This is a genomic window from Pantoea sp. Pa-EAmG, from assembly GCF_030024295.1.
Classification (GTDB): domain Bacteria; phylum Pseudomonadota; class Gammaproteobacteria; order Enterobacterales; family Enterobacteriaceae; genus Pantoea; species Pantoea dispersa.
The window spans coordinates 1-13,666 of the sequence record NZ_JASEWO010000130.1; the positions used below are offsets into that span (position 1 = coordinate 1).

General features: G+C 57.0%; 14 protein-coding genes. 6 read left to right on the plus strand and 8 right to left on the minus strand.

Annotated features, from left to right (window positions below; genetic code table 11):
* Positions 1-339: 339 nt before the first annotated feature.
* Positions 340-1,146: an exodeoxyribonuclease III gene (gene xthA, locus QMM04_RS16140; RefSeq protein WP_104189042.1), complete on the plus strand. Its 807-nt coding sequence runs from the start codon at positions 340-342 to the stop codon at positions 1,144-1,146.
* Positions 1,147-1,179: 33 nt separating this feature from the next.
* On the opposite strand, the gene QMM04_RS16145 is transcribed toward xthA, so the two are convergent.
* The 4 genes from QMM04_RS16145 to QMM04_RS16160 all read right to left on the minus strand — a co-directional run bounded on the left by QMM04_RS16145 (position 1,180) and on the right by QMM04_RS16160 (position 5,168).
* A complete protein-coding gene (locus tag QMM04_RS16145; protein ID WP_021510070.1) occupies positions 1,180-1,476 on the minus strand; it encodes a YnjH family protein in 297 nt (98 codons plus the stop codon).
* Complete coding sequence (locus tag QMM04_RS16150; RefSeq protein WP_104189030.1) at positions 1,476-3,398, minus strand: DNA topoisomerase III; 1,923 nt, start codon at positions 3,396-3,398, stop codon at positions 1,476-1,478. Before QMM04_RS16150 ends, QMM04_RS16145 begins: the two co-directional genes overlap by 1 nt.
* 21 nt (positions 3,399-3,419) lie before the next feature.
* Complete coding sequence (gene selD, locus QMM04_RS16155) at positions 3,420-4,463, minus strand: selenide, water dikinase SelD (protein ID WP_282996535.1); 1,044 nt, start codon at positions 4,461-4,463, stop codon at positions 3,420-3,422.
* Between the two features lie 153 nt (positions 4,464-4,616).
* The gene (locus QMM04_RS16160) at positions 4,617-5,168 is read right to left on the minus strand and encodes an NAD(P)H nitroreductase (protein ID WP_058774609.1); all 552 of its coding nucleotides are present in this window, start codon (positions 5,166-5,168) and stop codon (positions 4,617-4,619) included.
* A 171-nt stretch (positions 5,169-5,339) separates the two neighbouring features.
* On the opposite strand from QMM04_RS16160, the gene sppA reads away from it, so the two are divergent.
* The 3 genes from sppA (at position 5,340) to pncA (ending at position 8,920) form a co-directional block, all read left to right on the plus strand.
* The gene (gene sppA, locus QMM04_RS16165; RefSeq protein WP_238561978.1) at positions 5,340-7,196 is read left to right on the plus strand and encodes a signal peptide peptidase SppA; all 1,857 of its coding nucleotides are present in this window, start codon (positions 5,340-5,342) and stop codon (positions 7,194-7,196) included.
* A gap of 85 nt (positions 7,197-7,281) precedes the next feature.
* On the plus strand, positions 7,282-8,295 hold the full coding sequence (gene ansA, locus QMM04_RS16170) for an asparaginase (RefSeq protein ID WP_136547151.1): 1,014 nt from the start codon (positions 7,282-7,284) through the stop codon (positions 8,293-8,295).
* A gap of 16 nt (positions 8,296-8,311) precedes the next feature.
* A complete protein-coding gene (pncA, locus tag QMM04_RS16175; RefSeq protein WP_031280213.1) occupies positions 8,312-8,920 on the plus strand; it encodes a bifunctional nicotinamidase/pyrazinamidase in 609 nt (202 codons plus the stop codon).
* Positions 8,921-8,955: 35 nt separating this feature from the next.
* Here pncA and QMM04_RS16180 read toward each other — a convergent pair whose 3' ends face one another.
* Together QMM04_RS16180 and msrB are read right to left on the minus strand one after the other, a co-directional pair.
* The gene (locus QMM04_RS16180; RefSeq protein ID WP_104189023.1) at positions 8,956-9,237 is read right to left on the minus strand and encodes a DUF1315 family protein; all 282 of its coding nucleotides are present in this window, start codon (positions 9,235-9,237) and stop codon (positions 8,956-8,958) included.
* Between the two features lie 2 nt (positions 9,238-9,239).
* Positions 9,240-9,650: a peptide-methionine (R)-S-oxide reductase MsrB gene (msrB, locus tag QMM04_RS16185; RefSeq protein WP_021510062.1), complete on the minus strand. Its 411-nt coding sequence runs from the start codon at positions 9,648-9,650 to the stop codon at positions 9,240-9,242.
* Positions 9,651-9,988: 338 nt separating this feature from the next.
* Between msrB and gapA the strand changes: the two genes are divergently transcribed.
* Positions 9,989-10,987, plus strand: a complete 999-nt coding sequence (gene gapA, locus QMM04_RS16190; protein ID WP_034828788.1) for a glyceraldehyde-3-phosphate dehydrogenase — start codon at positions 9,989-9,991, stop codon at positions 10,985-10,987.
* 74 nt (positions 10,988-11,061) lie between these two features.
* The gene (locus QMM04_RS16195) at positions 11,062-11,937 is read left to right on the plus strand and encodes a D-hexose-6-phosphate mutarotase (protein WP_282996537.1); all 876 of its coding nucleotides are present in this window, start codon (positions 11,062-11,064) and stop codon (positions 11,935-11,937) included.
* 21 nt (positions 11,938-11,958) lie between these two features.
* Here QMM04_RS16195 and QMM04_RS16200 read toward each other — a convergent pair whose 3' ends face one another.
* Positions 11,959-12,807: an aldo/keto reductase gene (locus tag QMM04_RS16200; protein WP_097116973.1), complete on the minus strand. Its 849-nt coding sequence runs from the start codon at positions 12,805-12,807 to the stop codon at positions 11,959-11,961.
* Positions 12,808-12,891: 84 nt separating this feature from the next.
* Positions 12,892-13,641, minus strand: coding sequence for a MipA/OmpV family protein (locus QMM04_RS16205; protein ID WP_282996536.1), 750 nt, complete (start codon positions 13,639-13,641; stop codon positions 12,892-12,894).
* Between the last annotated feature and the right edge of the window lie 25 nt (positions 13,642-13,666).

A 13,666-nucleotide genomic window follows, 5' to 3' on the forward strand; every position in this document is an offset into this window, starting at 1 on the left:
TCCGTTCGATGCCGAAATATGTCTTGCCAGGTAACCGGCAAGACGGTATCTACAATGATACGGCCTCAAGTGTTACCCATGTGACCGGTTTATATTCTCATCGTCCCAGTTGTCGCCTGGATTGTAGGGTGCGCATTAATGCGCACCTGGATATTCACATCAACGCCCCCAGCTGAACGGCACCGCCTGTCTTACCCCGCTCTCCTGCGTCTCCCACCACAAATCACCTGCGTTCTGCCTCTCGCTCTTATCGTCACGCTCTTATGACGCAAGCCATGACTTTTGCCGCAAACCTGGTTACCATCGCCGCAACCTTTTGCGACGAAAAATGGCAGCGAAATGAAATTTGTCTCTTTTAACATCAACGGTTTGCGCGCACGCCCTCATCAGCTGGCGGCGCTGGTTGAACAGCATCAACCGGATGTCATCGGCCTCCAGGAAACCAAAGTGCACGATGACATGTTCCCGCTGGAAGAGGTCAGCAAACTCGGTTACAACGTGTTTTATCACGGCCAGAAAGGCCATTACGGCGTGGCGCTGCTGACCAAGACGCAGCCGGTAGCAGTTCGACGCGGTTTTCCTGATGACGGCGAAGATTCCCAGCGACGTCTGATCATGGCAGAAATTCCCAGCCCGATTGGCGATATCACCGTCATCAACGGTTACTTCCCGCAGGGGGAAAGCCGTGACCATCCCATCAAGTTCCCGGCCAAAGAGAAGTTTTATCGCGACCTGCAAAGCTATCTCGAGCAGCAACTGGCAGCCGACAAGCCGGTGCTGATCATGGGCGATATGAACATCAGCAGTACTGACCTGGACATTGGTATTGGTGAAGAGAACCGCAAGCGCTGGCTGCGCACCGGCAAATGCTCTTTCCTGCCGGAAGAGCGCGAGTGGATGGACCGTTTGCTGCAGTGGGGACTGGTCGATACGTGGCGTGAGAAAAACCCGGAGACCGCAGATCGCTTCTCGTGGTTCGACTATCGCTCAAAAGGATTTGATGACAACCGCGGTCTGCGCATCGATCTGCTGCTGGCCAGCCCACCTCTGGCGTCGCGCTGCATCGACAGCGGCATCGACTACGACATTCGCAGTATGGACAAACCGTCCGATCACGCGCCAGTGTGGTCCAGTTTCAAGCTGTAACTGAACAGCGTGGCGCCTGCGCGCCACGCCCGCTTATTTAATGATTTTCCAAATCAGCGGATTGGTGCCCAGCACTTTTTCGTCACGCGCACACTGCAGCAGTACGCCCTCTGCTTTCACCACGGCGCCTTCGGAGTAGCTGCGGTTTTCATAGATACAGCACTGCAGGCAGTTGTTCTGCTGACGATTCTGCCCCTGCGTCCACACTTCCGGCGGCATATCCACCACCACATCGGTATTGCCCATTCGCGCGGGCTCCGGCTGGCGATTAGCCAGCGCGGCATGGCTGCACAGCAGCAGCCCACTCAGCAACAGCGTTGCGTAACGCATTATTCCGTCTCCTTCGTTTTGCGCCGGGGCGTTTTGCCTTTACTGCGCGTCTTCGCTCCGGTCGCGGCTAATCCACGAAAAGCCTGCAGCGACGGCCTCTGGCGCGCCTCACCGATCAGTCCGATCAAGGTACTGACCAGCGGCTGCATAAACTCATCATAGCGACAGGCTTTTTCACTGATGCGGGTAAGCGTTGACTCCCAGTGCGCCGTCATATCCGGCCGCGCGGCCATCTCAGGTAACGCATGAATCAGCGCCCTGCCCGCCTCGGTTGAGTGAATATAGCGACCTTTTTTCACCAGAAATGTACGGCGGAACAGCAATTCTATGATGCCGGCACGCGTCGCTTCCGTTCCTAAACCATCGGTCGCACGCAGCACTTTCTTTAATTCTTTATCCTGCACAAAGCGGGCAATACCGGTCATGGCCGACAGCAGCGTGGCGTCGGTGAACGGCCGCGGCGGCTGAGTCTGCTTCGCCAGCACCTCACCACGCTCACACAGCAGCTCATCGCCTTTACTCACCACCGGCAGCGGCGTGCCGTCATTCTCTTCATCGCGCTCTTTGCTGCCCAGCAGCGCACGCCAGCCGGCTTCAGCGAGAAAACGCGCTTTGGCAACGAACCTGCCACCGCCGATATCGAGGTCGATGACGCATTTGCGAAATACCGCGTCGGGACAAAACTGCATCAGATACTGGCGCGCAATCAGACCGTAAATATTGGCTTCATTGTCGCTCAGGTTCACCTTGCTGGCGCGCGCCGTAGGAACGATGGCATGGTGCGCATCCACTTTTTTATCGTCCCAGCAGCGATTTTTCTGATCCGCATTGAAATCCGCTGGTAGCGACACGTCCGGCTGATGCGCCTGAATGGCGTTCAGCACCGCATGACGTCCGGCAAAATGTTCATCCGGCAGATAGCGGCTGTCCGAACGCGGATACGTAATCAGCTTATGGGTTTCATACAAACGCTGACAGCAGTCCAGTACCGTCTGGGCACTCAGGCCAAAACGCTTCGCCGCCTCGATTTGCAGGCTGGAGAGGGAAAATGGCAGCGGCGCCGTTTCTGACTCCCGCTTATCGTTGTAGCCGGTAACCCACGCCGGTTTGCCGTTGATACGTTCAAGCACGTGGTCGGCGAGAGGACGATGCAGCAAACGGCCCTCGTCATCCTGCCACGGTTCACAGGCATCGCTGGGGATCCAGCTGGCAACGAAGCGCTCCTCTTTCGGGGTGACGATGTGCGCTTTGACTTCGAAGTAATCCTTCGGCACAAAGTTTTCGATCTCTTCATCGCGCCTCACCACCAGCCCCAGCACCGGCGTCTGAACGCGTCCCACCGAGAGCACGCCGTCGTAACCGGCGTTGCGGCCCAGCAGCGTCCAGGCGCGCGTCATGTTGATGCCATACAGCCAGTCAGCGCGCGCCCGGGCCAGCGCCGAGACACACAATGGAATGAATTCACGGTTCTCGCGCAGACGGCTCACCGCGCGCTCGACCGCCGCAGGGTTGAGGTCGTTAATCAGGCAGCGCTGCACCTGCTGGCGCTTTTCAGCCGGCAGCTGCAGATAATCGAGCACTTCGTCGACCAGCAGTTGTCCTTCGCGATCCGGGTCACCGGCGTGCACCACCACGCTGGCCTGCTGCAGTAAGCCCTCGATCACTTTGAGCTGCTTCGCCACCGACGGGCGCGGCTGCAGGCGCCATTTATCCGGGATGATGGGTAAATCCGCCAGATTCCAGCGCGCATAGCGGCTGTCATAGCTGTCAGGCTGCGCCTGCTCCAGCAGATGCCCGACACACCAGGTCACAACCTGGTCATTACCACAGGCAATATAGCCGTCGCCACGTCGATGCGGTTTGGGTAGCACATCGGCGATGGCGCGTGCCAGACTGGGTTTTTCAGCAATAAACAAACGCATGAATGGCGTCGTTCCTTTACGTCAGGTGACTACAGTAATCAGTGGATGGGCGCGGTCGGCCGGCAGCAGTGTGCCAATCGCCGTGGCCTCAACGCCAGCCTGCGCGGCGCACGCGTGAAACGCCGCAATAGCGTAAGGCTGCACCGCCACCAGCAGCCCGCCGGAAGTTTGCGGATCGCACAGCAGTGCGCGCGTGGCCTCATCCATGGCAGAAATGTGCTCGCCGTAGCTGGCGAAGTTGCGGCTGGTGCCGCCCGGCACCGCGCCGGCCGCAATGTACTGGTCCACGCCGGGCAGACGCGGTACCTGTGCGGCCTGCACGTGTGCGCGCAGGCCGGAGCCCAGACAGATTTCACTCAGGTGCCCCAGCAGACCAAAGCCGGTGACATCGGTCATGGCGCTGACGCCGGGCAGTTTAGCAAATTCCGCCCCTGCGCTATTGAGCTGGCACATCACCTGCGCCGCCAGCGTCTGATGCTCCGCACGCAGCAGCCCTTTTTTCTCTGCAGTAGTCAGAATACCGATGCCAAGCGGTTTGGTGAGGAACAGCTCGCAGCCCGCCTGCGCAGCGCTGTTCTTTTTCACGCGCACCACGTCAACGATGCCGGTAACGGCAAGGCCAAAAATCGGCTCCGGCGCATCGATTGAGTGGCCCCCCGCCAGCGCGATGCCAGCCGCCTGGCAGGCCGCGCGACCGCCTTCAATCACCTGCTGTGCCACTTTCGCGTCCAGCACATTAACCGGCCAGCCGAGAATAGCGATAGCCATGATCGGTTTGCCGCCCATGGCGTAAATATCACTGATGGCGTTAGTGGCCGCGATACGGCCAAAGGTGTGCGGATCGTCAACGATGGGCATAAAGAAGTCAGTGGTGCTGACCACCGCCGTGCCGTTACCAAGATCGTACACGGCAGCATCGTCACGGGTTTCATTGCCGACCAGCAGTCGCGGATCGTGAAAGGCAGCCAGTTCGCTGTGCAGAATGGTCTCAAGCACCTGAGGTGAAATTTTACAGCCGCAGCCAGCGCCGTGGCTGTATTGCGTCAAACGAAGCGGTTCGCTCATGGCGGGTTCCTTGTGCGCTGAACAGAGAGGGCTATGTTAGCCTGGCTGCCCGCTGCTGGTAAGCGCTGTCGCCGCTAAGCGCGATCTTTCGCACAGCGACTGTGCAATCAGTGTCGTTGCATGCACCTTGCCGCAGAAACCCGCTGCTGTCTGTCAGAAATAACTGACAAACGCCTCGCTGTCGGGCGCAACCACGGTGGTATTGGCTTTCAGCTGCGGCGTTCCGAGGTAGAGGAAACCCACAATCGCATCCTGCTCGCGGCAGCCAAAGGCGGCGCGTACCTGCGGATGGTCGGTCCATGGCCCGCTGCGCCAGATGCCGTTAAAGCCCTGCGCGACAGCCGCCATTTGCATCGCCATCACCGCGCAGCCAGCGGACACGACCTGCTCCCAGCGCGGGACTTTAGCGGAGGCTTCGCAGTGTGCGACAACGGTGATGATCATCGGCGCGCGGAACGGTGACGTCCGGGCCTTCTCAATGGCTTTGTCATCCAGCTGGCTGTCGCGTGCGGCCTGCTCCAGCAGATGGCTGAAGCGTTCGCGCCCCTCATTTTCAATAATGATGAAGCGCCACGGCTGCAGCGTGCCGTGATCCGGTGCGCGCATACCCGCGTGCAGAATATTCTGCAGCACTTCACCGGCGGGTGCCGGCTCGGTCAGGCGCGACGCTGAACGACGGTTTACCAGTAATTCCAGTGCATCCATCTTGATTCTCCCGTGATTAACAAAGCGTGGGCTAATCCTGGCACAGCGCGATCTTTTGTAACAGTCTGGCGCGATTTCCTGCTGACTTTTCGCACGCTGCTCTTTAGGATGAACCCGACATCGGGGCAGACCGCATACCGGCTGCCCTGGCTACGTGAATATGGAGAGTTTATGCGCACATTGTGGCGAATTATTGCTGGCCTGTTCCGCTGGAGCTGGCGGGTGCTGAATTTTATCCGGGAATTTATCCTGAATCTGTTCCTGATTGTGTTAATTCTGGCCGGCGTCGGCATCTGGCTGCAGCTATCCAGCGCCAGCAGCAGTGAACCAGTACAGCAGGGTGCGCTGAAAGTCGATCTGAGCGGCGTGCTGGTGGACAAACCGTCGGTCAGCAATCGTCTGAGCCGTATCAGCCGCCAGCTGCTGGGTGCCAGCAGCGATCGTTTGCAGGAAAACTCGTTGTTTGATGTGGTCGATGCGATTCGTCAGGCAAAGAGCGATAAAAATATCACCGGCATGGTGCTGGATCTGCGCGATTTTGCCGGCGGCGATCAGCCTTCGCTGCAGTACGTGGGTAAGGCGCTGCGCGAATTCCGCGACGCGGGCAAACCCATTTTTGCCCTCGGCGACAGCTATAGCCAGGCGCAATACTATCTCGCCAGCTACGCCACGAAGGTCTATCTGTCCCCGCAGGGCACGGTAGATCTGCACGGTTTCGCCACCAACGGCCTGTATTACAAATCCCTGCTGGATAAGCTGAAAGTCAGCTCACACGTGTTCCGTGTCGGCACCTATAAGTCCGCGGTTGAACCTTTCCTGCGTGATGATATGTCGCCGGAAGCGCGCGATGCTGATGGCCGCTGGGTCGGCCAGCTGTGGCAGAACTACCTCAACACGGTGTCCGCCAACCGGCAAATCACGCCGCAGCAGCTGTTCCCGGGGGCGGCGGGCATCATCAGCGGTCTGCAGGCCGTTCAGGGCGATACCGCTAAATATGCCCTGGATAACAAACTGGTGGATGTGCTGGATTCGCGCGCTGCCGCCGATCGCGAGCTGGTGAAAACCTTTGGCTGGGATAAAGCCAGCAACGACTACCGCAACGTCAGCATCTATGACTACAACGTCAAACAACCGACGCAGCAGGATGGCAACATTGCGGTGATTCTCGCCAGTGGTGCCATCATGGACGGCGAAGAGAGCGCCGGCAACGTCGGTGGCGACACCACCGCTGCGCAAATCCGTGACGCCCGCCTCGACGACAAAATCAAAGCCATTGTGCTGCGCGTCAACAGCCCGGGCGGCAGCGTAACGGCCTCTGAGGCCATCCGTGAAGAGCTGGCGGCGGCGCACGATGCCGGTAAGCCGGTGGTGGTGTCGATGGGCGGCATGGCGGCATCGGGCGGCTACTGGATCTCCACGCCGGCCGACTACATCGTCGCTGCGCCGAGCACCCTGACCGGGTCGATCGGCATCTTTGGCGTGATCAATACGGTGGAGAACAGCCTGAGCAGCATCGGCGTGCACAGCGATGGCGTTGCCACCTCGCCGCTGGCGGATGTGTCGACCACCAAAGCGCTGCCGGCTGAAGTGCAGCAGCTGATGCAGCTGACCATTGAAAACGGTTATCGCAACTTTGTCGGTCTGGTCGCGGCGTCACGCCATAAAACGCCACAGCAGATTGATGCCATTGCGCAGGGTCACGTCTGGACCGGTAGCGATGCCAAAGCCAACGGGCTGGTGGATGCGCTGGGCGACTTCGACGATGCGGTGGCTAAAGCCGCTGAGCTGGCGAAGATCGCGAAACCTGAACTGAGCTGGTATCAGGACGATCCGGGGATGATCGACCTGCTGCTGAACCAGATGAATGCGTCGGCACAGGCCGTGCTGCCGGCCGCGCTGAAAGTGTGGCTGCCGGCTCCGGTCAGCGAAGTGATGGGCGCGCTGCAGGCGCAGCCGGGCCTGATGAATAATCTCAACGATCCGCAAAACCGTTACGCGTTCTGCCTGACCTGCGGCAACGTACGCTAATCTTTACAGCCCGGCCGCTGGTCGGGCTGCTTTTCCCCGCCAATCGCCTTATACTGCGCGTTTTACGGCAAGTCTGAGTCCATTCATGCAAAAGAAAAATATCTATGTAGCCTACACGGGCGGGACCATCGGTATGCAACGCTCCGCGCAGGGTTACATTCCGGTCTCTGGCCATCTGCAGCAGCAACTGGCGATGATGCCAGAGTTTCACCGTCCGGAAATGCCGGATTTCACCATCCACGAATACCAGCCGCTGATTGACTCCTCGGATATGACGCCGCAGGACTGGCAGTCAATCGCTGATGACATCCAGCTGAACTACGATCGCTATGACGGTTTCGTCATTCTGCATGGCACCGATACCATGGCGTTCACCGCGTCGGCGCTGTCGTTCATGCTGGAGAACCTGGCCAAGCCGGTGATCGTCACCGGGTCGCAGATCCCGCTGGCCGAGCTGCGCTCAGACGGTCAGCAGAACCTGCTGAACTCGCTATACGTCGCGGCCAACTATCCGATTAATGAAGTGGCGCTGTTCTTCAACAACACGCTGTTCCGCGGTAACCGCACCACCAAAGCCCACGCCGACGGTTTTAATGCGTTTGCGTCACCGAACCTGTCGCCGCTGCTGGAAGCGGGCATCCATATTCGCCGTCTCAATACGCCGCCAGCACCGCGCGGCAGCGGTGAGCTGATCGTCCATCCGATCACGCCTCAGCCGATTGGCGTGGTGACCATTTATCCTGGCATCTCTGCCGACGTGGTACGCAATTTCCTGCGTCAGCCGGTGAAGGCGCTGATTCTGCGCTCTTACGGTGTGGGCAACGCGCCACAAAACGCCGAGTTTCTTGCCGAACTGCAGCAGGCCAGCGAGCGCGGCATTGTGGTGGTGAACCTGACGCAGTGCATGTCCGGTAAGGTGAATATGGGCGGTTACGCCACCGGCAACGCACTGGAACACGCCGGCGTGATCAGTGGTTTTGATCTGACCGTCGAGGCCACCCTGACTAAACTGCACTTTTTGTTAAGCCAGAACCTCACCAGCGCTGAAATTCGTGCCAAAATGCAGCAGAATTTACGTGGCGAACTGACCGAAGACTGATACGGAGCAAAATCCCATGAAGCGGGCATTGATAATCATCGATATTCAGAACGATTTTTGCCCCGGCGGCCCGATGGCCGTGCGTGAAGGTGACCAGACGGTTGCCGTTGCTAATCGCTATGCACGCGAATTCCGCGCGCGCGGTGAATGCGTGGTGGCGTTGCAGGACTGGCATCCGGCCAATCACGGCAGCTTTGCCTCGGTCTCTGGCGAGCCGGTGTATACCCTCGGTGAACTGAATGGTCTGGCGCAGATCTGGTGGCCGGATCACGGCGTGCAGCACTCACAGGGCGCGGATTTCCATCCGGATCTCGATCGCAGTCTGATTGATGCGGTGTTTCATAAAGGCGGCGATGTGGATGTGGATAGCTACAGCGCCTTTTTCGATAACGGGCACCGCCGCAAAACCGAGCTCGACAGCTGGCTGCGCGAGCGCGGCATTACTCACCTGGTGATGCTGGGCCTGGCGACCGATTACTGCGTCAAGTACAGCGTGCTGGATGCGCTGGAACTGGGATATCACGTTGAGGTGGTGCAGGAAGGCTGCCGGGGCGTCAATCTCAATCCGGACGACAGCGAGATCGCGATCGCGCAGATGCAGGCGCAGGGTGCGGTCATTATCTGAAAATCAGGGCTGGAGCTCTCCAGCCCTGCAGCCGGTTAATGCAGGTTGATGCGCGTCACGTCGGACTCGATTCCCCACTCTTCCTTCAGCTGTTTTTTCGACTTCATCACCATCTCGCCGCCTTTACCGATGGTCATGTGCTGCGGTTCGTCGTTGTGCCGCGCCTGCCACAGCATCACCAGCTGCAGACAGTTATCTTTCTGATCCTGCGTCAGCGCCACGCCGTCTGGCCACTTGCCGGTTTCCACCGCGGTGGCGAGGCGCTCGTAGACTTCCGGCGTCATCGCCGCCAGCATTGCTTCCAGTTCCTGCTTCATGCTCAGCCCTCGTGCTGATTGCCCTGCTCGTCGGTAAAGTTCAGCGACGCTGAGTTGACACAATAGCGCTCACCGGTTGGCTGCGGGCCATCCGGGAAGACGTGGCCCAGATGGGCGTCGCAGTTACCGCAGCGGATTTCGACGCGGTGCATACCGTGCGAGTCATCTTCCAGATAGCGGATAGCTTCATCGTTATACGGCTGGTAAAAGCTCGGCCAGCCGCAGCCGGAGTCATACTTGGTTTCGGAGAGAAACAGCGGTGCGTTGCAGACCAGGCAGTGATAGATACCCTCCTGCTTGTTGTGCAACAGCGCGCCGGTGAAAGGCGGTTCGGTTCCACGATGCTGAGTGACGTAGCGCTGCATTTCCGACAGCTGGGCAATTTTTGCCTCGGGTGCGGTGTCTTTAGCCATTTTGAGTTCCGGAGTGTCATTCTGTAAAAATCGACTAGTATTCTAACAAACGAACAACATCTTCATGGTCTTTTTTCGTGCGAACCCATTCGACACGACTGCCACAGCGCAAAATTGTGACGTCGATCACCCTTTGCAAAAGTCATCCCTTTTCGGTCGGTATTCGGCGTAACATAGGCGCGCAATAAGGGTGCTGCGTAAGCGATTGCGCAACCAATTATTCCTGGCGTTGGAATTGACCTGTCGCAACAATTGACACGATTCCGCTTGACGCCTGGTAAGGTTTTTGTAATTTTACAGCCAACCTTTTATTCACTAACAAATAGCTGGTGGAATATATGACTATCAAAGTAGGTATCAACGGTTTTGGCCGTATCGGTCGCATCGTTTTCCGTGCTGCACAGCAGCGTTCTGACATCGAAATCGTCGCGATCAACGACCTGCTCGACGCCGATTACATGGCTTACATGCTGAAGTATGACTCTACGCACGGTCGTTTCGACGGCACCGTAGAAGTGAAAGACGGCGCGCTGATTGTTAACGGTAAGAAAATCCGTGTTACCGCTGAGAAAGACCCGGCTAACCTGAAATGGGACGAAGTGGGTGTTGACGTTGTTGCGGAAGCAACCGGTATCTTCCTGACCGACGAAACCGCTCGCAAACACATTCAGGCTGGTGCGAAGAAAGTGGTTCTGACCGGTCCTTCTAAAGATGCGACCCCAATGTTCGTGCGTGGCGCTAACTTTGAAAAATATGCTGGCCAGGATATCGTTTCTAACGCATCTTGCACCACTAACTGCCTGGCACCACTGGCTAAAGTGATCAACGACCACTTCGGTATCGTTGAAGGTCTGATGACCACTGTTCACGCCACCACCGCTACGCAGAAAACCGTTGATGGCCCGTCTCACAAAGACTGGCGCGGCGGCCGCGGCGCAGCTCAGAACATCATCCCATCTTCTACCGGTGCTGCTAAAGCAGTAGGCGTGGTTCTGCCAGAGCTGAACGGTAAACTGACCGGTATGGCGTTCCGCGTTCCTACCCCGAACGTGTCTGTTGTTGACCTGACTGTACGTCTGGAAAAACCAGCCACTTACAAAGAAATCTGTGCCGTGATCAAAGCTGAATCTGAAGGCAAGATGAAAGGCGTTCTGGGCTACATCGAAGACGACGTTGTATCAACCGACTTCAATGGCGAAACCCTGACTTCAGTATTCGATGCTAAAGCCGGTATCGCACTGAACGACAACTTCGTGAAACTGGTTTCATGGTACGACAACGAAACTGGCTACTCACACAAAGTTCTGGATCTGATTGCACTGGTTGCTTCTAAGTAAGCGACTGGCGAAACAGACAAGGGGTGACTTCGGTCGCCCCTTTTTTTTCATTTGGAAGAAGAGAAGGTCTGACGATGCAAGATACGCTTTATAGTTTACCGGTGGTGAATCAGATCACCCCTTACCTGTCTCAGCGCCAGATGGGCGATTTGCCGATCGTGGTTGTGAGCCATCCTAAAGTTCGTGCGGCGATCGCGCTGCAAGGCGCGCATCTGCTCTCATGGCAGCCCAGCGGCCAGCAACCGGTGATCTGGTTGAGCGATAAGACGCCGTTTGCCGCAGGCAAAGCAATCCGTGGAGGCGTGCCGATTTGCTGGCCTTGGTTTGGTCCGGCAGGTGAACCGGCGCATGGTTTCGCCCGTAATCAACCCTGGACATTGACTGCACACGATGAGAACGAAGATGCCGTAATGCTGACGTTCACACTGGAAAGCAACGCGCAAACGAAGAAGCTGTGGCCGCATGATTTCACCCTGCTGGCCCGTTTCCGTATCGCCGAGCATTGTGAAATTGAGCTGGAAGCCTGGGGCGATTATGAAGCCACCGCAGCTTTGCACACCTACTTCCAGATCGCCGATATTGCGCAGGTTGAAGTGAGTGGATTAGGTAACAGCTATATCGATAAGGTGAATGCGAACGCGGTGGGCAGTTCGGCTGATGGCAAACAAACCTACCCTGACCGCGTCGATCGGATTCACACCGCCGCCGAAGATTGCAGTGTGATTCACGACATCGCAGGAAAACGTCAGATTGAAGTGTATCACCACTATCAAAGTGACGTTGTCACATGGAATCCAGGTCCAGAATTGTCCTGCAGCATGGCGGATATGCCTAATGAGGGTTACAAAACTATGGTCTGCGTGGAAACGGCTCGCATCAACAAGCCGATGAAAAGTGCCGGTGAATCCCCTGCTCGCCTCGGTACCACCCTGCGCGTGCGCAATAAGTAGGTTTGCGGCGCAGATGCGCCGCTATACCACGTCTAAGCCCGTTTTATGTTGCGGTGCTGGAAACGCCCGGTCAATGACCGCCAACTCTTCAACACTCAAATGCAGGTCTAACGCAGCCGCATTTTCCGCCACGTGTTGTTGGCTGCTGGCCTTGGGAATGGCGATCACGCCTGGCCGACGAATCACCCACGCGAGCAGTAATTGCGCCACGCTGATGCTCTTCTGTTGTGCAATTTGGTGCAAATGGGGATCTTCAAACAGTGACTGACGTAAACGTCCCGCCTGTGCCAGAGGGCAATACGCCATGATCGGCATATCACGTTGCTGGCATGCCGCTAACAAATCGTATTCGATTCCTCGTGATGCCAGGTGATACAGCACCTGATTGGTAGCGCAGTTTTCACCGCCCGTCTCACTCCACAGTTCATGCAGATCGTCCGTGTCGAAATTGGATACGCCCCAATGCCGAATTTTTCCCTGCTGCTGTAAGGTTTCCATGGCGCGAATGGTCTCTTCCAGTGGCACATTGCCACGCCAGTGCAGTAAATAAAGATCAAGATAATCGGTCTCTAAGCGCTGTAAGCTGCGCTCGCAGGCCTCTATCGCATCCACTTCCCCGGCATTCCACGGATAGACTTTTGACACCAGCCAGGCCTGATGGCGGCGTCCGCGTAGCGCTTCGCCCACCACCTCTTCCGCCCCGCCTTCGGCGTACATTTCTGCGGTATCAATCAGTCTCAGCCCCAGATCCAATCCAGCCTGTAACGCCGAGACTTCCTGACGACGCAGCGCTGCATTCTCCCCCATATACCAGGTTCCTTGCCCAATAGCGGGTAAAGTTGATTCTCCACGGAATTGAATCGTCTTCATTACGCCTCCTGATGCGCCATGATGGGGCGCGTTATTGGTGCAATGTAATAAAAACGCCTCATTAAGAGGCGTCATGTAAAACCATTAGAAGCTATAGCTGATGCCGGTCCAAAGAGTGAACTGACCACTTTTGTCCACCATCGGACTGTCTTTGATTTCGCTATCAAAGCGGGTGTAACGCCCGGACAAACTGGCATTCCAGCTATCGCTAATCTGGTAGCTGGCGTTCATTTCCACATAAGGAGACCAGCTGTCGTCCGGTTGATATTCAGCAATACCTGTCCGCGCGCTTTCGTGCGAAGACACGCCATAGTAGTAGCGGTTTTGATTGGCGCTGTTCCACATTGCACCGATGCCTGGCGTCAGGCTGAACGCGCCAAAATCGAAGCGATACAGATAGGTAAGATCCCAGATGATGCCATTACTGTTGTTCAGTACATCGCCCAGCAGAGCGGTACGCACGATCCCCCAATCGGCAACATGGCGATAGGTGGCACCTGCCATCAGAGTCATCCGGCGCTTATCCAGTGCCTTCATGTCACCCAGATCGTTATCCTTGGGATCATACTGTTGCGGTGAACCCAGCAAGGTTAATGACAGTTGGTCCTGCTGGTCTTTCCACAGGTAGTAGCCGCCCTGCAAGCTACGGAACCAGAAGTTTTCGCCTTCATAATTGATGACCGGGATGGGGATGTATCGGTCCTGTCCACCGCGATAAGGTGACTGGGCATAAATAACCGAAGCCCCGAGAGATAAGGGTTCTGCATGAGTGCTGAACGCCGCAAAATAACAAGGAACAACACAAGCAAGCGCTTTAAGTTTGAAATGGTTCACAATTTATTCATTCCATTAATATAAC